19 protein-coding genes are annotated in these 20,575 nt (G+C 71.2%); 16 read left to right on the top strand and 3 right to left on the bottom strand.

The window, feature by feature from the left end; translation table 11 throughout:
- Positions 1-82: 82 nt before the first annotated feature.
- The 3 genes from IFU19_RS02175 (at position 83) to IFU19_RS02165 (ending at position 3,580) form a co-directional block, all read left to right on the top strand.
- On the top strand, positions 83-1,213 hold the full coding sequence (locus IFU19_RS02175) for a thiamine pyrophosphate-dependent enzyme (RefSeq protein ID WP_192012803.1): 1,131 nt from the start codon (positions 83-85) through the stop codon (positions 1,211-1,213).
- Complete coding sequence (locus tag IFU19_RS02170) at positions 1,210-2,187, top strand: alpha-ketoacid dehydrogenase subunit beta (protein WP_342343362.1); 978 nt, start codon at positions 1,210-1,212, stop codon at positions 2,185-2,187. Before IFU19_RS02175 ends, IFU19_RS02170 begins: the two co-directional genes overlap by 4 nt.
- Before the next feature lie 79 nt (positions 2,188-2,266).
- Positions 2,267-3,580 (top strand): 2-oxo acid dehydrogenase subunit E2, encoded by a 1,314-nt coding sequence (locus tag IFU19_RS02165; protein ID WP_191916046.1) that lies wholly within the window; start codon positions 2,267-2,269, stop codon positions 3,578-3,580.
- 26 nt (positions 3,581-3,606) lie between these two features.
- Here IFU19_RS02165 and IFU19_RS02160 read toward each other — a convergent pair whose 3' ends face one another.
- Complete coding sequence (locus IFU19_RS02160) at positions 3,607-5,010, bottom strand: MFS transporter (protein ID WP_192012802.1); 1,404 nt, start codon at positions 5,008-5,010, stop codon at positions 3,607-3,609.
- A 194-nt stretch (positions 5,011-5,204) separates the two neighbouring features.
- Between IFU19_RS02160 and IFU19_RS02155 the strand changes: the two genes are divergently transcribed.
- The 4 genes from IFU19_RS02155 to IFU19_RS02140 all read left to right on the top strand — a co-directional run bounded on the left by IFU19_RS02155 (position 5,205) and on the right by IFU19_RS02140 (position 8,371).
- Positions 5,205-6,107, top strand: a complete 903-nt coding sequence (locus IFU19_RS02155) for a MetQ/NlpA family ABC transporter substrate-binding protein (protein ID WP_192012801.1) — start codon at positions 5,205-5,207, stop codon at positions 6,105-6,107.
- Positions 6,104-7,129, top strand: a complete 1,026-nt coding sequence (locus tag IFU19_RS02150) for a methionine ABC transporter ATP-binding protein (RefSeq protein WP_192012800.1) — start codon at positions 6,104-6,106, stop codon at positions 7,127-7,129. Before IFU19_RS02155 ends, IFU19_RS02150 begins: the two co-directional genes overlap by 4 nt.
- A gap of 53 nt (positions 7,130-7,182) precedes the next feature.
- The gene (locus tag IFU19_RS02145; RefSeq protein WP_207301769.1) at positions 7,183-7,782 is read left to right on the top strand and encodes a methionine ABC transporter permease; all 600 of its coding nucleotides are present in this window, start codon (positions 7,183-7,185) and stop codon (positions 7,780-7,782) included.
- 172 nt (positions 7,783-7,954) lie between these two features.
- Positions 7,955-8,371: a DoxX family protein gene (locus IFU19_RS02140; RefSeq protein ID WP_192012799.1), complete on the top strand. Its 417-nt coding sequence runs from the start codon at positions 7,955-7,957 to the stop codon at positions 8,369-8,371.
- A 345-nt stretch (positions 8,372-8,716) separates the two neighbouring features.
- Here the strand turns inward: IFU19_RS02140 and IFU19_RS02135 are convergent, their stop codons facing one another.
- Positions 8,717-10,042 carry an aspartate aminotransferase family protein gene (locus IFU19_RS02135; protein WP_192012798.1) on the bottom strand — a complete coding sequence of 442 codons (1,326 nt, stop codon included), beginning with the start codon at positions 10,040-10,042 and terminating at the stop codon, positions 8,717-8,719.
- An 85-nt stretch (positions 10,043-10,127) separates the two neighbouring features.
- Here IFU19_RS02135 and IFU19_RS02130 point away from each other — a divergent pair, with 85 nt between their 5' ends.
- A complete protein-coding gene (locus IFU19_RS02130; RefSeq protein WP_192012797.1) occupies positions 10,128-11,639 on the top strand; it encodes a PucR family transcriptional regulator in 1,512 nt (503 codons plus the stop codon).
- 85 nt (positions 11,640-11,724) lie between these two features.
- Here IFU19_RS02130 and IFU19_RS02125 read toward each other — a convergent pair whose 3' ends face one another.
- Positions 11,725-13,239, bottom strand: coding sequence for a CoA-acylating methylmalonate-semialdehyde dehydrogenase (locus IFU19_RS02125; protein WP_192012796.1), 1,515 nt, complete (start codon positions 13,237-13,239; stop codon positions 11,725-11,727).
- A 168-nt stretch (positions 13,240-13,407) separates the two neighbouring features.
- Here IFU19_RS02125 and IFU19_RS02120 point away from each other — a divergent pair, with 168 nt between their 5' ends.
- The 8 genes from IFU19_RS02120 to IFU19_RS02085 are packed head-to-tail and all read left to right on the top strand — an operon-like array spanning position 13,408 to position 20,491.
- The gene (locus IFU19_RS02120; protein WP_192012795.1) at positions 13,408-14,418 is read left to right on the top strand and encodes a metal ABC transporter solute-binding protein, Zn/Mn family; all 1,011 of its coding nucleotides are present in this window, start codon (positions 13,408-13,410) and stop codon (positions 14,416-14,418) included.
- A complete protein-coding gene (locus IFU19_RS02115; RefSeq protein ID WP_192012794.1) occupies positions 14,415-15,227 on the top strand; it encodes an ATP-binding cassette domain-containing protein in 813 nt (270 codons plus the stop codon). Before IFU19_RS02120 ends, IFU19_RS02115 begins: the two co-directional genes overlap by 4 nt.
- Positions 15,224-16,084 (top strand): metal ABC transporter permease, encoded by an 861-nt coding sequence (locus tag IFU19_RS02110; RefSeq protein ID WP_192012793.1) that lies wholly within the window; start codon positions 15,224-15,226, stop codon positions 16,082-16,084. The genes IFU19_RS02115 and IFU19_RS02110 overlap by 4 nt, the downstream gene beginning before the upstream one ends.
- A gap of 43 nt (positions 16,085-16,127) precedes the next feature.
- A complete protein-coding gene (locus IFU19_RS02105; protein ID WP_192012792.1) occupies positions 16,128-16,541 on the top strand; it encodes a Fur family transcriptional regulator in 414 nt (137 codons plus the stop codon).
- Positions 16,528-17,556: a permease gene (locus tag IFU19_RS02100; RefSeq protein WP_055832498.1), complete on the top strand. Its 1,029-nt coding sequence runs from the start codon at positions 16,528-16,530 to the stop codon at positions 17,554-17,556. Before IFU19_RS02105 ends, IFU19_RS02100 begins: the two co-directional genes overlap by 14 nt.
- Positions 17,549-18,406 (top strand): TIGR03943 family putative permease subunit, encoded by an 858-nt coding sequence (locus IFU19_RS02095; RefSeq protein WP_192012791.1) that lies wholly within the window; start codon positions 17,549-17,551, stop codon positions 18,404-18,406. Before IFU19_RS02100 ends, IFU19_RS02095 begins: the two co-directional genes overlap by 8 nt.
- Complete coding sequence (locus tag IFU19_RS02090; RefSeq protein WP_192012790.1) at positions 18,396-19,820, top strand: hypothetical protein; 1,425 nt, start codon at positions 18,396-18,398, stop codon at positions 19,818-19,820. Before IFU19_RS02095 ends, IFU19_RS02090 begins: the two co-directional genes overlap by 11 nt.
- Positions 19,817-20,491, top strand: coding sequence for a DNA-3-methyladenine glycosylase (locus IFU19_RS02085; RefSeq protein ID WP_192012789.1), 675 nt, complete (start codon positions 19,817-19,819; stop codon positions 20,489-20,491). Before IFU19_RS02090 ends, IFU19_RS02085 begins: the two co-directional genes overlap by 4 nt.
- The last annotated feature ends 84 nt before the right edge of the window (positions 20,492-20,575 follow it).

Raw genomic sequence — 20,575 nt, 5'->3', positions numbered from 1 at the left:
TGTCGGTATCGAACCCCGAATCGCGGCATCCGTTGTGCACCTCATGCGGTCCTCGGCATAAGGCGAGCATTAGCGTGGGAGCATGACCCCGCTCGATGACCCCGTTCTCGTGCGCGTTCTCGCCGCCGACGGTTCGCTGGCCCCCACGCCCGCGGCCGAGCGCTATCTGCCGCTCATCGACGCGCTGACCGACGCCGAACTCGAGACGTTCTACCGCGACATGGTCTCGATCCGCGCCTTCGACGTGCAGGCGACCAACCTGCAGCGTCAAGGGCAGCTCGCCCTGTGGCCCCCCTCGTTCGGTCAAGAGGCCGCGCAGGTCGGCTCCGCCCGCGCCGCGCGGGCCCAGGACCACCTGTTCCCCTCGTACCGCGAGCACGTGGTCACCCGCATCCGCGGCGTCGACCCGCTCGACATCATCCGCCTCATGCGCGGACTCACCCACGGCGGGTGGGACCCGACCGACCCGAAGAACGGCAACACGCACATCTACACGCTCGTGCTCGGCGCGCAGACGCTGCACGCCACGGGCCTGGCGATGGGCCTGGTCTTCGACGGCAAGAGCGGCACCGGCGACCCCGAGCGCGACGAGGCCGTCATCGTCTACTACGGCGACGGTGCCTCCAGTCAGGGCGACGTGCACGAGGCGATGGTCTTTGCCGCGAGCTTCCAGACCCCCGAGGTCTTCTTCCTGCAGAACAACCAGTGGGCCATCTCGGTGCCCGTCGCCACCCAGTCGCGCTCGCCGCTGTACAAGCGCGGCGAGGGGTACGGCATCCCGAGCCTGCAGGTCGACGGCAACGACGTGCTCGCCAGCTACGCCGTGTCGAAGCTCGCCCTCGACGAGGCCCGGGCCGGTGGCGGACCCCGCGCGATCGAGGCGATGACCTACCGCATGGGCGCGCACACCACGAGCGACGACCCCACCAAGTACCGCACCTCCGACGAGGAACAGTCGTGGGGCCGGCGCGACCCGATCGTCCGCATGCGCGCTTTCCTCGAGGGCCGCGGCGCCTCGCAGCAGTTCTTCGACGACGCGGATGCCGAGGGCCGGGCGCTCGCCGACGACGTGCGCACCCGCACGAACGAGCTCGGCGGCCTGCCCCGGGTGCACATGTTCGAGAGCGTCTACTCCGAGGCGCACGCGCTCATCGAGTCGGAGCAGCGCTGGCTCGACGACTACGAGACGTCGATGGACGGGGGCGCGAAGTGACCGAGAACCTGCCGATCAGCCGGGCCCTGAACGCGGGCCTGCGCCGCGCGCTCGAAACCGACGACCGCGTACTGCTCATGGGCGAGGACATCGGGCCGCTCGGCGGCGTCTTCCGCGTCACCGAGGGGCTGCAGAAGGACTTCGGACCGCGCCGCGTCATCGACTCGCCCCTGGCCGAGTCGGGCATCGTCGGAACCGCGATCGGCCTCGCGATGGGCGGGTTCAAGCCCGTGCTCGAGATCCAGTTCGACGGCTTCGTCTTCCCCGCGTTCGACCAGATCACCTCGCAGTTGGCGAAGATCACGAACCGCCACGAGGGCGGCGTGCGCATGCCCGTCGTCATCCGCATCCCCTACGGCGGACACATCGGCGCGGTCGAGCACCACCAGGAGAGCCCCGAGGCGTACTTCACGCACACCCCGGGCCTGCGGGTCGTCAGCCCCTCGAACGCCAACGACGCGTACTGGATGATGCAGCAGGCCATCGCCTCGCCCGACCCCGTCATCTTCCTCGAGCCCAAGGCGAAGTACTGGCAGAAGGGCGAGGTCGACATCGAGGCCCCCGCGCTACCGCTCCACGCCAGCCGCATCGTGCGCCGCGGCACCGACGTCACCCTCGTCGGTCACGGCGCGATGGTCACGACCCTGCTGCAGGCCGCTGCGCTCGCCGAGAGCGAGGGCACGAGCTGCGAGGTCATCGACCTGCGTTCGCTCTCGCCGGTCGACTACGGCCCGTTGCTCGACTCGGTGCGCCGCACCGGACGCATGGTCTACGCGCAGGAGGCACCGGGTTTCACCTCGCTCGGTTCCGAGATCGCGGCCACCGTCATGGAGCGGGCGTTCTTCGCCCTCGAGGCCCCCGTGCTGCGGGTGTCGGGCTTCGACGTGCCGTTCCCTCCCGCGAAGCTCGAGGGCACGTACCTGCCCGACGCCGACCGCATCCTCGAGGCCGTCGACCGGTCTCTCGCCTACTGACCCGCTGCCCTCCCGCCCGCCGGAGCATTCCGTTGCGGCGTCGCCGGTGACAAGCTGGCTCCCGAGCAAAGGACACACCGTGACCGAGCAGACCTTCGTTCTCCCCGACGTCGGAGAAGGCCTCACCGAGGCCGAGATCGTGCAGTGGCGCGTCGCCCCCGGCGACACCGTCGAGGTCAACGACGTGATCGTCGAGATCGAGACCGCCAAGTCGCTCGTCGAACTGCCCTCGCCCTTCTCGGGCACGGTCGGAGAACTCCTCGCCGTCGAGGGCGCCACCGTCGAGGTGGGCGTTCCGATCATCACCATCGGCTCCGCGGATGCCGCGCCCCCGGCCCCCGCGGCCCCCACCACGGTGCCCGAGCCCGACGACGCCGGCGGTGCCGTGCTGGTGGGTTACGGCACGGGCGGAGCGGTGTCGTCGCGGCGTCGCGCGCCCGCGGAGCGTCCGGTCAAGGCATCGGTCGGTGTGGTCGCCAAGCCCCCGATCCGCAAGCTCGCGCGCGACCTCGGCGTCGACCTGTCGGCCGTCACGCCCAGCGGTCCCGCGGGTGAGGTGACCCGCGACGACGTCGTGAAGCACGCCGACCAGGCCAGCGTCTTCCGCAACATCGAGACGCCGGCGTGGGGCGAAGTGCGCGAAGAGACGATCCCCGTGCCCGCCCCCGCTGCCCCGGCGCCGGTCGCCGACGCCCGCGAGGAGTCGATCCCGGTGCGCGGAGTGCGCAAGGCCACGGCCAACGCGATGACCTCGAGCGCCTACTCCGCCCCGCACGTCTCGGTATGGGTCGACGTCGACGCCTCGCGCACCATGGAGTTCGTCAAGCGGCTCAAGGCCTCGGCCGACTTCGCCGACGTGAAGATCTCGCCGCTGCTGATCATGGCGCGCGCCGTGATCTGGGCCCTGCGCCGCACCCCGATGATCAACGCCGCCTGGGTCGACACCGAGGACGGCGCGCAGATCAGCGTGCGTCACTACGTCAACCTCGGCATCGCCGCCGCCACCCCGCGCGGCCTGCTCGTGCCGAACATCAAAGACGCGCAGGCGATGAACACGCGCGAGCTGGCCAAGGCGCTCGAGAACCTCACCCTCACCGCGCGCGAGGGCAAGACGAGCCCGGCCGACCAGACCGGCGGAACCTTCACGATCACGAACATCGGCGTCTTCGGGGTGGATGCCGGTACCCCGATCATCAACCCGGGTGAGGCCGGCATCATCGCCCTGGGCGCGATCCGCCAGAAGCCGTGGGTCGTCGACGGCGAGGTGCGCCCCCGCTGGGTGACCACCGTGTCGGGGTCGTTCGATCACCGCGTGGTCGACGGCGACGGGATCTCGCGGTTCATCGCCGACGTGGCATCCGTGCTCGAGGAGCCGGCGCTGCTGCTGGACTGAGCGGGGAGCGGTTCAGGTCGACGGGGTCACTCCGGGAGTGACGCCCGCTCCGGTGCCGGTGTACTCCGCTTCGGGATCAGCAGCGCCAGGACCAGCGCGATGACGGCCGCGCCGATGCCGAGCAGGAACGACACCTGGAAGGCGTCGGCCGTCGGCACACGGGTGTCCCCCTCACCGGTCGACAGCGTCGCGAGCACCACGCCGACGATCGCGGCGGAGGTGCTCGTGCCGAGGGAGCGGGCCAGGGCGTTGAGGCCGTTCGAGGCGCCCGTATCGCTCGGCGGGACCGCGCGCATGATGAGCATCGGCATCGCGGCGTAGCCGAAGCCGATCCCGAAGCCGATGAGGATGTTGGCGACGACGAAGTGCCAGACCTCGCTCGAGAACGTGAGGCTGAAACCGTAGGCCACGATGAGCGAGATCGCTCCGGCGACCAGCAGCACGCGCGGGCCGATCGTGCGCGCGAGGGCGCCGGAGATCGGCGAGAGCACCATCATCACGAGCCCCGAGGGCATGACGACCAGGCTCGCCGCGAGAAGCGACAGGCCGAGACCCACGCCGGTCGCGATCGGCAGCTCGAGCATCTGCGGGTAGGCGACGTTCGAGGTGAACAGGGCGAAGCCCATCGCGACCGAGGCGAGGTTCGTGAGCAGGACTGGGCGGCGGGCGGCGACGCGCAGGTCGAGCAGCGCGGAGTCGATGCGCAGCTCGTACCAGCCCCACAGCAGCAGCACCGCGACACCGCCGATCGCGAGGGCGAGGGTGACGGGCGAGGTCCAGCCCCACGTGTTCCCTCGCGACACGGCGACGAGCACGCCGATCAGGCCGACCGCGAGACCCGCGGCGCCCAGGTAGTCGAAGCGTCCGGCGGTGCGGAGCACGCTCACCGGCACGATCCAGAGCGTCAGCACGAAGACGACGGCGCCGAGGCCGCCGGCGATCCAGAACAACCAGTGCCAGTCGGTGTTCTCGGCCACCAGGGCGCTGATCGGCAGTCCGAGGGCGCCACCCACGCCGAGCGTGGCGCTCATGAGCGCGATCGCGCTGTCGACGCGGTTCTCGTGCAGCACGTCACGCAGGATCGAGATGCCCAGCGGCACCACGCCCACGACGGCCCCCTGCAGGGCGCGCCCGATGATCATGCCGATGATGCCGGTCGACAGGGCGGCGATCACCGAGCCCAGCATCATCACCGCCAGCAGCACGAGCACGATGCGCCGCTTGCCGTACATGTCGCCGAGGCGGCCGGCGATCGGGGTGGTGACGGCCGCGGCGAGCAGCGTCGAGGTCACGACCCAGGCGGTGTCGTCGCGCGACGCATCCAGCAGCTGGGGCAGCTGCGACTGGATGGGCACCACCAGGGTGAACATGAACGACGAGCACAGGCCCGCGAGGGCGAGGACGGCCACGACGACGCCCTGTCGTGGCATCCGGGACAGATTTCTTCGCGCGTTCTCATCCCGTGACATCACTCTCGAGGCTATCCGTCGGTCGTGGCACCCCGGGCCGCGCGATCATCGCCGAGCACTCGGCATCCGCCCAATCCGTTACCCCGCATGACACCCCGTGACCACGCGTAACGCCTCGACTTCGGCATCCCCGGCGCGCGTGATGACGTGGACCCATGACTTCACGCCGCACTGCACGCCTGGCCACGATCCTCGGCGCCTCCACCGCAGCCCTGCTCTTCGCCCTCACCGGGTGCGCCGGGGGTGCGGCATCCGGCGACGACTCCTCGCGCATCGTCCTCGGCGCCGATGACGGCACCGAAGCGCACTGGACGGTGCTGAAGCAGAAGCTCGCCGAAGAGGGCATCGACCTCGAGGTGCGCACGATCAACGACGGCGTGCAGCTCAACCAGGGCGTGCAAGACGGCGAGCTCGACGTGAACCTCTTCCAGCACCTCATCTACCTCTCGCAGTTCAACGTCGAGAACAACGGCACCCTCGTGCCGGTGGGGGCCACCGCGGTCTACCCGCTCGCGTTGTACTCCGAGCAGTACACCGATGTGAAGGACCTGCCCGAGGGCGCCAAGGTCGCGATCCCCAACAACCCCACCAACCTCGCCCGCGGTCTGCTCAACCTGCAGACGGCGGGGCTCCTCACCCTGAAGGACGGCGGCAGCGCCCTCTCGACGCCGGCCGACATCGTCACGACCAAGGTCGAGCTGCTGCCCGTCGACACGAACCAGACCGTCACGGCGCTCAAGGACGGCAGTGCGCAGGCCGCGATCGTGAACAACACGCAGGCGCAGAAGGGCGGGCTCGGCGACGAGCTCATCATCTTCAAGGAAGACCTGAACAACCCGCAGCTCGCGCCGTACATCAACGCCTTCGTCACGCGCGACGACAAGAAGGACGACCCCCGCTGGGAGAAGCTGGTCGCGGCGTACCACAGCACCGAGGTCGAGGCGGCGGTCACCGAGCTCAACCAGGGCAACCTGCAGTTCAAGGCGGACTGGACCGCCGCCCAGCTGCAGGACGAACTGACCACCCTCGAGGACGCACTCAAGGCCCAGAACGGATGACCGCGGTCATCGAGCTGCGGGGCGTCTCGAAGAGCTTCCGCACCGATCGCCGCTCCACCACCACGGCCGTCGACGACGTGTCGCTGCGCGTGGAGGAGGGGTCGATCGTCGGGGTGATCGGGTACTCCGGCGCCGGCAAGTCCACCCTCGTGCGACTGCTGAACGGACTCGAGCAGCCGACGTCGGGCACCGTGGAGGTGCTCGGCGTCGACGTGGGGGCGGCATCCGAGGCGAAGCTGCGCGACCTCCGGCGCCGCGTGGGCATGATCTTCCAGCAGTTCAACCTGTTCACCTCGCGCACCGTCGCGGCCAACGTCGCCTATCCGCTCAAGGTGGCCGGGTGGAAGAGAGCCGACCGCGACAAGCGGGTCGCCGAGCTGCTCGACTTCGTCGGAATCGGCGACAAGGCGAAGCAGTACCCCCGGCGCCTGTCGGGCGGGCAGAAGCAGCGCGTCGGCATCGCCCGGGCGATCGCCACCGACCCGCGCATCCTCCTCGCCGACGAGGCCACCAGCGCCCTCGACCCGCAGACCACGGCCGAGGTGCTCGACCTGCTGCGCGAGATCAACCGGCGCCTCGGCATCACGATCGTCGTCATCACCCACCAGATCTCGATCGTGCACGAGCTGTGCGACCAGGTGATCGTCATGGACGGCGGTCGCGTCGTCGACAGCGGCGACACGTACCGCGTGTTCGCGCACCCGCGCGCCGAGTTGACGAAGCGGTTCGTCGCCGCGGTGACGCAGGGCGTGCCCTCGGGTGAGGCACTGGCCGCGCTCGCCGCGGGTGGGGGAGACCTGGTCAGCGTCGAGGTGAACGAGTTCTCGAGCGAAGACGTCTCGAACGTGTTCCACCGCCACGACGCCCGTCACTCGGTCGTCTACGGCGGGGTGACCGACGTGCTCGGCCGGCAGCTGGGCACGCTCACCTACCGTGTGCACAGCGACGATCTCGACGCCGTGGTGGCGGAGCTGCGCGCGCACACCGACGTCGTCCTGCCCGCGCGGGAGGTGCGCTCGTGAAATGGGAGACCCTTACCCCGGTTCTGCTGCAGTCGATCGGCGAGACGGTCTACATGGTCGCCGTGTCGCTGCTCATCGCGGGCATCGCGGGGCTGGTCATCGGCGCACTGCTGTACGCCACGCGTCCGGGCAACCTGTTCGCCAACCGCGTGGTCTTCGCGATCGCGAACCTCGTGATCAATCTGATCCGCCCCATTCCGTTCATCATCTTCCTCACCGCGGTGGCCCCGGTCACGCGTGCGGTGACGGGAACGACCCTGGGGACGGATGCCGCGATCGTGCCCATCACGATCATGGCGACGGTCGTGATCGCCCGCGTGGTGGAGCAGAACCTCGTCGCCGTCGACCCCGGCACCGTGGAGGCTGCCCGCGCGGTCGGCGCCCGGCGGATCGGGGTGCTGTTCGGCGTCGTGATCCCCGAGGCGCTCGCGCCGCTGATCCTCGGGTACACGTTCATGTTCATCGCGGTCGTCGACATGTCGGCGATGGCGGGCTACATCGGCGGCGGCGGGCTCGGAAACTTCGCCATCATCTACGGCTACCAGCAGTTCAACGCGCAGGCGACCTGGGTGACGGTCGCGATCATCGTCGTGATCGTGCAGGCGGGGCAGCTGATCGGCAACGCGCTCGCGCAGAGGATCCTGCGGCGCTGACTCCTCCTCGGGCGCCGGCGGCCGTCGCAACGCGCAGCCGCGCGTCGAGCTCCTCGAGTGTCCAAGACACGCCGGTGGTGGGCCCCTGCGCACGGCGTGTCTTGGACACTCGACGGAGGGCGACGACCCCGGGACGACGGGTCATGACGGCGATCCCGCCTACCCTCGGAGGATGAGCCTCCCCCGCACCCTCGCCCGCTGGCTGCTCGGTGCCGCGCTCGTGTTCACCGGCACCGCGCACCTCTCGTTCGCGCGCGACGAGTTCGTCGCTCAGGTTCCGTCGTGGCTTCCGCTCCCGATCGACGTCACGGTGGTGGCATCCGGGGTCGTCGAAATCGCGCTCGGACTCGCTCTCCTCGTCCTCCGCCGTCGGCGCGTGGCAGTCGGCTGGATCGTCGCGGCCTTCTTCGTCGCGATCTTCCCCGGCAATATCGAGCAGTTCGTCCGGGGCACCGACGCGTTCGGCCTCGACACCGACCTGGCGCGCGGCATCCGTCTGCTCTTCCAGCCTCTGCTGGTGATCTGGGCCCTGTGGTCGACCGGAGCGTGGAAGGCCTGGCGAACGGGGCGACGAGCCCGCGGGCTCTGAGTCGCGGTCGGGCGCGCTGGCCTCCGCGTTGCTCGACGCGCCGCGTGGTCGCGGCATCCCCCACCCTGTTGAGCGTCCAAGACACGCCGCTTCGGCCTTGTGAGTGCGGCGTGTTCTGGACAGTCAACGTGAGGTGGGCGCGGCGCGGTGACGCGGCGGTGCGGAGGCGTTGAGCGTCCAAGACACGCCGCTTCGGCCTTGCGCGTGCGGCGTGTTCTGGACACTCAACGTGAGGTGGGCGCGGCGCGGCGCGAGCGGCGCGGAGGCGTTGAGTGTCCAAGACACGCCGTGCCGGACCGGGCGACCGCGGCGTGTCCTGGACACTCAACGCCGAGGGGCGCGGCGTCAGCCTCGCGCGCCCTCGGCCTTCAGCACCTCGGCCAGCACGTCAAGGCCGCGGTGGGCGTCGGCATCGCCGATGACGGCGGGGGGAACGACGTGCACGCGGTTCTCGGCGAAGAAGCCGAGCACGCCCTTCTCGAGCATCGCGGCCTTGATCGCGCCGATGCGCGCGGCGGCGAGCGGCTCGCGGGTGGCCCGGTCGGCGACGAGCTCGACGGCCCAGAACACTCCGAGACCACGGACCTCGCCGACCAGCGGCGACTCCTCGGCCAGGGTGCGCAGGCGCGGGCCGATGACCTCGTCGCCGATGCGCCGCGCGTTCTCGATCACGCCCTCGTCGGCCATGGCCTGCTGGGCCGCGACGATGGACGCTGCCGCCAGCGGGTGTCCGGAGTACGTCAGCCCGCCGGGGAAGACGCGGTCCTCGAAGGTCTGGGCCACGGCATCCGAGATGACGACGCCGCCCACCGGCACGTAGCCGGAGTTCACGCCCTTGGCGAAGGTGATCAGGTCGGGTCGCACGTCGAAGGTGTCGAAGGCGAACCACTCGCCCGCCCGTGCGAAGCCGGCCATGACCTCGTCGAGGATGAGCAGGATGCCGTAGCGATCGGCGATCTCGCGGACCCCGGCGAGGTAGCCGGGCGGGGGAACCAGGATGCCGGCGGTGCCGGGGATCGTCTCGAACAGGAACGCCGCGATGGTGTCGGGCCCCTCGGCCTGGACCGTGCGCTCGAGGTGGCGCAGTGCCCGCTCGCACTCCTGCTCGGGCGTCTCGGCCCAGAACTCGGAGCGGTAGAGGTAGGGACCGAAGACGTGCACGTGGCCGCGGGAGTACTCGTTCGGCATCCGTCGCCAGTCGCCGGTGGCGACGATGGCCGCCCCGGTGTTGCCGTGGTACGAGCGGTAGTGCGACACGATCTTGTCGCGGCCGGTGGTCAGCCGCGCCATGCGGATGGCGTTCTCGTTGGCGTCGGCACCGCCGTTGGTGAAGAACACCTTCGAGAAACCCTCGGGGGCACGCTCGAGCACGAGCTCGGCGGCGTGCGCGCGCATCTCGTTCGCGTGCGCGGGGGCGACGGTGGTCAGCTGCGCCGCCTGCTCCTGGATCGCCGCGACGACGCGGGGGTGCTGATGGCCGATGTTGACGTTGACCAGCATGCTCGAGAAGTCGAGGTAGCTCCGGCCGTCGGCATCCCACACCTCGACGCCCGAGCCTCCGGCGAGGGGGAGCGGAGCGAGGGTGCGCTGAGCGGACCACGAATGGAAGACGCTCGAGCGGTCGCGCTCGCTGATCTCGGCGTTTCGGGTCGTCGTGAGGGGAGTGGCCATGCCCCCAGTGTGCGACGCCGGGGGCACGCGTCGGCAGCGCCGTTTTGTCGGTAATGTCGGGGAACGATCGACAGTTTGGCCCCCCATGCCCGCCACCCTTCGCGTCCTCCTCGACGACGGCTCGTTCCCCGTGCGCTCCCTGACGGGGCTCGACGACGACGCGCTCGATCTGCCTCTGTCGTGGGTGCACAGCTCCGACCTGCTCGACCCCACCCCGTGGCTCGAGTCGGGGAACCTGCTGCTGACCAACGGCGCCCAGTTCTCGGATGATCCGGATGCCGAGACGGTGGCCGCGTACTGTCGCCGCCTGCGCGCGCACGGGGTCGTGGGGGTCGGTTTCGCGACCGACGTCATCCACGCGCGCGTTCCCGATGCCGTCGTGCGTGCCGGAGAGGCGGCGGGGCTTCCGATCGTGGAGATCGCCGGGCGGGCGCCCTTCATCGGCATCATCCGCTTCGTCGCCGACATCCTCGCCGCCGAGCGTGCGGCCCGCTTCTCGTGGCTGCTCGACGCGCAGCGCGCCGTTGCACGGGCGGCGGTGCGCGACGACGGTCTGCGCGAGATCCTGCACACGCTGTCGCGCCTGCTCGGTGCATGGGTCGACCTGTACGACGCGGTCGGCGGGCGTCTGGTGCTCCCCGGGCTGCGGTCGGCCCCCGACGACGTCGAGGGCGAGGTCGGGCGCGAAGTGCGGCGATTGCTCGAACGGCGCACGGCGGCGAGCCTCGTCATCCCGTCGGCGAACGGTGCGCTGCTGCAGACGATCGGGCAGAGCTCCCGCCTGCGCGGGGTGCTCGCCGTCGGCGGTCCGGAGCCCCTCGATCCGGCCGGTCGCGACCTGGTGGCCACGGTCGTCGCCCTGGCGAGCATCGCGCTCGAGCAGCAGCGGAACCTGCAGACCTCGATGAGGGGGGTGCGCGCGGGCGTGGTCGACATGCTCGTCGCGGGGCAGGAAGACACGGCGCGCCGCGTCGCCGCGTCGTCGCTCGGGGGCCTTCCCGCGGCTCCCCACCTGGTCGGGGTGGTCCGCGGCGCGGCCGCGGTCCCCGGGCTGCTCGACGAGCTCGATCTGGTCTCGAGCGACCCGCAGCGACTGTTCTCGGCCGAGCGCGGCGACGACGTGATCGTGCTGCTCGCCGAGGGGGCGGGCGACGCGCTCGCGGCGCTGGCCGAGCGGCGCGGCCTCGCGGTCGGCACCGCGCGACACGGCGCGGGCGACGCGCTCGCGTCGACCCTGCGCCACGCGGAACAAGCCGCGCGCGACGCCGCCCCCGGACACCTGCGGGCGTACGCGGAGCTCGCCGGTCGGGGGCTGGTCGAGGCGCTCCGCGAGCGAGGGGGCTCCGTGCTCGCGCGCACCGTGCTGCAACCGCTGGAGGCGCTGCCGGTCGAGGAGCGCGAGCGGCTGCGGGCGTCGGCGCGGGCGTGGCTGGAGGCCAATGGCGCCTGGGATCCCGCGGCGCGGGGGCTCGGCATCCACCGTCACACGCTGCGCGCGCGCATGGCCCACCTCGAGCAGCTCCTCCAGCTCGACCTGTCGTCGTTCGCGGCGCGGGCCGAGCTGTGGGCCGCTCTGGAGTTCGCCGACCCCGAGTGAGACCCGCGTGAGGTGCCGGATCTCGTCGCCCCCACCGAGTGTGAAGCGACGAAAATCGGCACCTCGGGGGGAGAGGCCGGCGGCGTCAGGTGTTCTGCGGGAAGCCCAGGTCGATGCCGCCGTGGGTGGCGGGGTCGAGCCAGCGGCTGGTGACGGCCTTCTCGCGCGTGAAGAAGTCGAAGCCGTGCACGCCGTAGGCCTTGGCGTCGCCGAAGAGCGACTTCTTCCAGCCGCCGAACGAGTGGTAGGCCACGGGCACGGGGATGGGCACGTTGATGCCGATCATGCCCACCTGCACCTCGCTCTGGAAGCGACGGGCCGCTCCTCCGTCGTTGGTGAAGATGGCCGTGCCGTTGCCGAACTCGCCGCTGTTGATGAGCGCGAGCCCCTCGTCATAGGTCTGCACGCGCACGACCGACAGCACGGGGCCGAAGATCTCCTCGGTGTAGGCGCGTGAGCTGGTGGGCACGGCGTCGAGCAGCGTCGGACCGAAGAAGAAGCCGTCCTCGTGGCCGTCGACCACGTAGCCGCGGCCGTCGACGACGACCCTCGCCCCGTCCGCCTCGGCGATGTCGACGTACGACGACACCTTGTCGCGGTGGGCCTCACTGATGAGGGGGCCCATGTCGGGCTCGTCGGCGGCGGCGCCGTTTCCGATGCGGAGCTTCGCGATGCGCTCGGTGACCTTGGCGATCAGCGCGTCGGCGACGGGCTCGACGGCCAGCACGACCGAGATGGCCATGCAGCGTTCTCCGGCCGCCCCGAACCCGGCATTCACGGCCTGGTCGGCGACGAGGTCGAGATCGGCGTCGGGAAGCACGAGCATGTGGTTCTTCGCGCCGCCCAGGGCCTGCACGCGCTTGCCGTTGCGCGAGGCGGTCTCGTAGATGTACTGCGCGATGGGGGTCGACCCCACGAACGAGATGGACTGCACCTCGGGTGCGTTCAGCAGTCCGTCGACGGCGACCTTGTCGCCCTGCAGCACGGTGAAGGCGCCCTCGGGCAGTCCCGCCTCTCTCCACAGCTGTGCGAGCCAGAGGGATGCCGAGGGGTCCTTCTCGCTGGGCTTGACGATCACGGCGTTCCCGGCGGCGAGGGCGATCGGGAAGAACCACATCGGCACCATCGCCGGGAAGTTGAAGGGGCTGATGACGCCCACCACCCCGAGCGGCTGCTTCAGCGAGTACACGTCGATGCCGTTCGAGGCGTTCTCGGAGTACGCCCCCTTGAGCAGGTGGGGGAAGCCGGTGGCCAGTTCCACGACCTCCTGGCCGCGGAGGATCTCGCCCATGGCATCGGAGTGCACCTTGCCGTGCTCGGCGGTGATGATCTCGGCCAGCTCGCCCTTGCGGGCGTTGAGCAGCTCGCGGAAGGCGAACAGCACGCTCTGACGCTTGGCGATCGAGAACGCGCTCCACGCGACGAATCCGCGTCCGGCCGAGGCGACGGCGGCGGCGACGTCGGCCTCGTCGGCGAGGGCGACGTGGGCCCGCACCGCGCCGGTGGCCGGGTTGTAGACGGGGGCGGTGCGTCCGCCGGCGGATGCGGCGGCGGCGCCGTCGATCCAGTGCGTGATGACGGGGAGATCGGTGTCGGTCATGCCCCCAGTAAAGGCCGCGCACGCGTCTCGCGCCGCTGACAAAGCGGCGAGCTCGTGGCCGACTGCGGGACAGATCGGCACGGGATGTCTGAGGGTCGCTCCCTGGGAGAGTCGTATGCGACGCGGACTGAGTTTGAGAACGATTATCACGAGCGATACGGTGTCGGTATGACCCGTCGCATCCTCGCCCCCGTCGCCCTCGGGGCCGTCTCCGTTCTCGCGCTCGCCGGTTGCGCCGGCGGTTCCCCCGCGGCCTCCTCGGCTGATTCAGTCGGAAAGGTCAGCGTCGTGGCATCCACCGACGTGTACGGCTCGATCGCCGAGGCGATCGGCGGCGACTTCGTCGACGTGACCTCGATCATCACCTCGCCCACGCAGGACCCGCACGAGTACGAGGCGAGCGCGCAAGACCAGCTGACGCTGAAGAACGCCGGCCTCGTCATCGAGAACGGTGCGGGCTACGACGCCTTCATGGAGGGGCTCGTGCAGGCCAGCGGCTCGACCGCCCCGGTCATCACGGCCGTCGAGTACAACCACGACTACCCGGGGGCGGCGTCGCACGACGAGGCCCACGCCGACGAGGCGAGCCCGGCTCCGAGCGAGAGCGCCGACGACCACGACCACGCCGACGACGACGGCCACGACCACATCGAGGGCTTCAACGAGCACGTCTGGTACGACCCGCACACGGTCGAAGACCTCACCGCGGCGATCGCCACCGAGCTCGGCCAGCTCGCGCCCGACCACGCCGCCGCCTTCACGGCCAACGCGGAAGCGTTCACGAAGGAGATCGCCGGTCTCGAGGACTCCCTCGGCCAGATCGAGGCGACGGATGCCGGAGCGAAGATCTTCGTGACCGAGCCGGTCCCGCTGTACCTGACGACCGCCGCGGGCCTGACCAACGCCACCCCGAACGAGTTCAGCGAGTCGGTCGAAGAGGGCCAGGACGTGCCGCCCGCGACCCTGCTGGAGTCGCTGCAGCTGCTGGATTCGGGGCAGATCTCGGTCATGATCGTGAACCCGCAGACCGGCGGCGCCGAGGTCACGCAGGTCGAGGACGAGGCCAAGGCCAAGAACATCCCGGTGGTCGAGTTCACCGAAACGCTCCCCGAGGGACAGACTTACCTCTCGTGGATGCAGAGCAACATCACGGCCCTGTCCGACGCGCTGGCGGCGTGAACGCCGCCGCACCGCTGCGCATCCGCGGAGCCGCCCTCGAGCGGGGCGGCCGCGAGCTGTGGTCCGGGCTCGACCTCGAGGTCGAGCCCGGCGAGCTCGTCGCGGTGCTCGGACCCAGCGGTTCGGGCAAGACCACGCTGCTGCGCGCCATCCTCGGCCTCGAGCGCCTGAGCGCCGGGACCGTCGAGGCGCTCGGGACGCCGGTGCGCCGCGCCGGCAACCGCCGCATCGGGTACATCCCCCAGCAGCGCCCGCTGCCGCGGGAGACGCCGCTGCGCGGTCGCGACATCATCGGCCTCGGCGTCGACGGCCACCGCCTGGGCCTGCCGCTGTCGCGCAAGAAGGACCGCGCCCGCATCGACGGGCTGCTCGAGGCCGTCGGGGCCTCGGAGTTCGGCGATCGTCCGGTGGGATTGCTCTCGGGCGGTGAGCAGCAGCGGCTGCGCGTGGGCCAGGCCCTCGCCGACGACCCCGCACTGCTGCTGTGCGACGAGCCGCTGACCAGCCTCGACCTCGCGAACCAGCAGGCGGTCGTGCGTCTCATCGACCGGCATCGCCGCGAGCGCGACGCCGCCGTGCTGCTGGTCACCCACGACATCAACCCCGTGCTCTCGCGCGTCGACCGCATCCTCTACATCGCCCACGGACGCTTCACCCTGGGCACCCCCGACGAGGTGCTCACGACCGAGGCCCTCACCGCCCTCTACGGGGCTCCGGTGTACGTGGTGCGCGCGGGTGATCAGCTCATCGTCGTCGGAGCCCCGGATGCCGACGAGGCCCACCACCACCACGACGAGGACGACGCATGAACTGGTCCGACGTCGGCACCGCCCTCTTCGGCGGGGTGAGCCAGTACGGCGCCATCCTCGAGCTGGTGCAGAACTCCGTCTACGCCGGGGCCGTCCTCGGCCTCGTGGGCGGGCTCATCGGCGTGTTCGTGATGCAGCGCGACATGGCCTTCGCCGTGCACGGCATCAGCGAACTGTCGTTCGCGGGCGCCGCGGTGGCGCTGCTCATCGGCGTCGACGTGGTGACCGGCTCGATCGTCGGCTCGCTCATCGCGGCGGCGCTGATCGGCCTGCTCGGCGCCCGCGCCCGCGACCGCAACTCGATCATCGGCGTGCTCATGCCGTTCGGTCTGGGTGTCGGCATCCTGTGCCTGTCGCTGTACAACGGCCGCAGTTCCACGCGGTTCAGCCTGCTCACCGGCCAGATCGTGTCGGTGCAGAGCGCGCAGCTCGGCTGGCTGGTGGTCATCGGGCTGTTCGTGCTGCTCGCGCTGCTGTTCATCTGGCGCCCCCTGCGCTTCGATTCGCTCGACCCGCAGTCCGCCGCCGCGCGGGGCGTGCCCACCACGGCGGTGTCGCTGGCGTTCATGCTGCTGCTGGGCCTGATCGTCGCGGTCGCGGTGCACATCATCGGTGCGCTGCTCGTGATGGCACTGCTGGTGACGCCGGCGGCGGCGGCGATGCGGGTGGCGTCGGGTCCGCTGTCGGTGCCCGTGCTGGCCGCGCTGTTCGGCTTCGCCTCGGCGGTGGGCGGCGTGCTGCTCGCGGTCGCGGGCACGCTGCCCGTCAGCCCGTACATCACGACGATCTCGTTCCTGATCTACCTGGTCTGCCGCGTCATCGGCGCGCGACGCGATCGCACCACCCGCGCCCTGTAACGCGCCCAGCCGATTCACCGATCCCCTCGATAGACTCGCCGCCATGGTCCAGCGCAATACGTGGCAGCGCGAACGCGTGCGCGAAGCCCTGTCCGGCGCGGGCGGCTTCGTCAGCGCGCAGGCGCTGCACGCCACACTGCGCGACGAGAACACCGGCATCGGCCTGGCCACGGTGTACCGCACGCCCGCGGGCCTCGCCGCCAAGGGCGACGCCGACTCCCTGCAGAGCCCCGAGGGCGAGAACCTCTTCCGCGCCTGCGAGACCCGCGGTCACCATCACCACCTGATCTGCCGCTCGTGCGGCGTCACGGTCGAGATCGCCGCCACCGACGTCGAGGAGTGGGCGCAGCGCACCGCCGCGCAGCACGGCTTTACCGAGGCCGAGCACGTGGTCGACATCTTCGGCATCTGCACCGCCTGCGCCCAGGCGCGGGCTCGCGAGCGTGGCGACGACTAGTCGCACCGCCGCGTCCACGCCCGCGCGCACCGGCGCGTCGCGGACGCTGGTCGCGCTCGGACTCGGTGTCGTCGTGGTTTCGGCGCTGTTCCTCGTCGACGCGTTCGCGCCCACGTTCTTCTCGCAGCCGCTCCCCACCCGCGCGCAGGACGGGCTGACCCTCGCCCTCAGCGTGCTCATCGAGTCGCTGCCGTTCGTGATCCTCGGCGTCGTGCTGTCGATCATCGTGCAGGTGTGGGTGCCGCCGGGGGCGATCGAGCGATGGATGCCGCGCGCGCCCTGGGCGCGCCGAGCCGTGCTGTCGCTGCTGGGCATGTTCATCCCGGTCTGCGAGTGCGGCAACGTGCCGTTCGCCCGCGGGCTCCTCATGCGCGGCTTCGGGGTCTCCGACACCCTGACCTTCCTCGTCGCCGCGCCCATCGTGAACCCCATCGTCATCATCAGCACCCACGCGGCCTTCGGCTTCAGCGACGGCATCCTGGTGGCGCGCCTGATCGGCGGGTTCCTGGTCGCCAATCTGCTCGGCTGGCTGTACAGCCGGCATCCCGATCCCGACAAGCTGCTCACCGAGCGGTTCCTCGAAACCTGCGAGATCGTCGTGCAGGAGCGCGGCGGCCGCGGGCGCCGGACGCTCGCCCAGCTCGTCGTCGAGCTGCGGTCGGTCATGCCGGCGCTGATCATCGGGTCTCTGATCGCGGGCGCGGTGCAGGTGCTCATTCCGCGCAGCGCGCTGCTGGCGATCGGGTCCGACCCGGCCCTGTCGATCGCCGCGATGATGCTGCTGGCCATCGTGGTCTCGCTCTGCTCGAACGTCGACGCGTTCTTCGCCCTGTCGTTCGCCTCGACGTTCACGCCCGGATCGCTCGTGGCCTTCCTCGTGGTCGGCCCGATCATCGATCTCAAGATGATGGCGCTGCTGCGCACCACGTTCAGCACCCGCGTGCTGGTGGGGATGACCGTCGTGGTCGTGCTGTTCGCCTTCGCCCTCGGAACGGTGGTGAACCTCCTTGTCTAGAACGAGTGCCCTCGCCACGCGCTGGCTCGGGGTGGGCCTGACGGCCTGCCTGTCGATCACCACGATCACCCTGTGGGTCACGGGCCGCATGTCGCTGTACGTCAACCCCGATTCGGCGTGGTTCGCGGTCGGGATGTCGGTCGTCGCGCTGATCGGGGCGGTCGCCTCGTTCGCCCTGCCCCTCGGCGCGGAAGCCGACCACGGGCACGATCACGAGCACGGGCACGCACCCGCGGCGGCCTCGGCTCGCCGCGAGGCCTTCGCGCACGCCGACCACGAGCACTCCGATCCGACCGACGCCCACGACCGGGCCGCGCACGACCATCTCGCCGCGCGTCCGCGGCTCACCCCCGGGGGTGTCGCGGCCTTCGCCGGGGGCGTGCTCGCCTCGGGCGCCGTCATCGCGGTGCTGCTGACCCCGGCCGCCTCGCTCTCGACCGAGCTCGCCGTGTCGCGCGACGTGGGGGCTCCGCCGCTGTTCGCCGGATCCGACGTGATCACCCTGGCGGCCTCCGGCGACACCTCGACGTTCGGCGTCGGCGATTGGTCGGCGGTCTTCGCCCACGCGACCAACCCCGAGACCTTCGACGGCAAGCCGGTCACCCTCACCGGGTTCATCACCCCCGGCGGCGACGGCGCGAGCTTCGATCTCACGCGCTTGGTCATCACGCACTGCGTCATCGACGCGCAGACCGCGCGCCTGCCCATCGCCGCGACCGGCGATGCGCCCTCGACCGGGCAGTGGGTCACGGTCACGGGAACGGTGCGCTCCAGCGGCGACGGCAAGCTCGAGGTGCACGCCGAGCAGGTCGCCTCGATCGACGAGCCGACGGACCCGTATGAGTACTGATTCGCGCCGCGGCGGCGACTCCCGTCGTACCCGCGCCCGCCGCCGGCGCGGGCGCGGCTTCCTCGTCGCGTTCGCCGCCGTGCTGGGGGCGCTGGCGCTGGTGGGCGGCGTGGGCGGCGTCGTCGCCGTGGCGCAGGGCCCGCGTGTCACCGACGTGCAGGTCGACCCGACCGCCGCCGTCGCGGCATCCGGATCCCGGGTCATCCTCACCACGACGCAGTCCCTCGAGACCGTCGACCCCTCGCAGGTGCAGGTCGAGCCGGCGACGCCGTTCACGGTCGACACCGCCGGACGGAGCGTCGGGGTGCGCTTCACGCTGCCGCTGCGCGACGACACCGACTACCGCATCACCGTCAACGGCGTCAGCGGCCTCGGCGCGGGGCCGGCGTCGACCCTCACCGAGACGTTCCGCACACCGCCGCTGCAGGCCTATCTCATGCAGCGCGGCACCCCCGAGGGCGACACGATCTTCCGCACCGACCTGCAGGGCGAGGCGGGGCTGCCGGTCTTCGTCAACGCGCACATCGAGGACTTCCGCGCGACGGCGAACCACCTGGTCATCTCGGTGCGCGACGGCGACACGGCCCGCGTCATCGTGACCGACTCCGACGGGGGCAATCCGCGCGACATCGCCCTGCCCGGACCCGGCTTCGTGTCGAACCTGCAGTCGGCCGATCGCGGGGAGCGCATCGGCTTCACCTTCTCGGATGCCGATCTGGGCGCCGCCGGCGGACGCGAGAGCCGCCTGTTCACGGCGTCGGCGGCCGACGACGCCGCCCCCACCGAGGTCGGCCTGAACGGCGGCGACGTGCGCATCGCCGATTGGCGGTTCGTGCCCGACACCGACAGCATGCTCGTGCTCACCTTCGATTCGCGCCTGCTGCTCACCGACGCGCAGGGCGGCAACGCCGCCCCGCTGGGCAGCGCGGTGTCGATCGACGGCATCGCCCGCGGGTCGTCGGTGGCGATCGTCGAGAGGGTCGAGGGCATCCGCGAGATCAACCTGACCGACGGATCCGAGCAGCCGCTCGTGCAACCGGTCGACCCCCCGGGCTTGACGGGGCGGGCGACCCCCGTGCCGGGCGCCGGGGCGGGGACCATCCGCTCGTTCGCCGACATCAGCGCCGACGGGGTGTCGCGCTCGACGACCGTGGCGCACGTCGACACCGACGGTGCCGTGCGATCGCTGCTCGAGGTGCCGGGCTCCGACACGGTGCTGCAGACCTGCGTCTCGCCGAGCGGTCGGTACGCGGCCGTGCTCGTGGCGCCCCGTGCCGTCGACAACCCGTTCGACCGCTACCAACTGCCGCTGCCCGAGAAGCTGCAGACGCACCTCGTCGAGGTCGACACGGGCCAGGAGCTCGTCGCGCTGCAGGGCTTCGACCTGTCGTGGTGCCAGGTGCCCCCGCAGTGAGCCGCCCCGCGACGCGGGACGACCTCTCGGCCCTGCCGGTCGAGGTCGCGCCGCGTCTGCTCGGCGCGCGGCTCGAGACCGTCGTCGGCGGGGAGCGCGTCGTGCTGCGCGTCACGGAGGTCGAGGCGTACCACGGTCGCGGAACCGGCGAGCAGCCCGACCCGGGCTCGCACGCCCGCATGGGACCGACCGCGCGCAACGCCACGATGTGGGGCGAGCCGGGGCACCTCTACGTGTACCTGAGTCACGGCATCCATTCGTGCGTCAACGTCGTCTGCGCACCCGACGGGGTGGCCGGCGGTGTGCTGCTGCGCGGCGGCGAGGTCGTCGAGGGGGCCGACGTGGCGGAACGGCGCCGACTCGAACGACGCGGGGCGGTGCGCTCCGCCCGCGACCTCGCGCGCGGACCCGGGCGACTCGGCGATGCGGTCGGGCTGCGGCATCCCGTGCACGACGGCATCGACGCGATCACCGGGGTCGAGAAGGCGGGCGCGCGGGCGCGGCTGCTGCTGGCCGAGACGCCGGTGCGCGACGTCGCGACGGGGCCGCGCGTGGGGGTGGCGGGGGTCGCGGGAACCGCGGCGTTCCCGTGGCGGTTCTGGATCGAGGGGGATGCCACGGTGTCGGCGTTCCGGTGGGGGCGGGGCGCGGCCGAGGCGGCGGGGGGCTGAGGCCGGTCCCGTCGACCGGTTCGGGGGTCCGGATCCGGGCCGTGCTAGACTGACTCCTTGTCTGCGCGCACTCCAGCACGCAGT

This window comes from Microbacterium sp. CFBP 8794, assembly GCF_014841235.1.
In the GTDB taxonomy this organism is placed as follows: Bacteria; Actinomycetota; Actinomycetes; order Actinomycetales; family Microbacteriaceae; genus Microbacterium.
The sequence above is the reverse complement of the archived record's forward strand: the minus strand, read 5'-3'. Positions and strand labels throughout refer to the sequence as shown.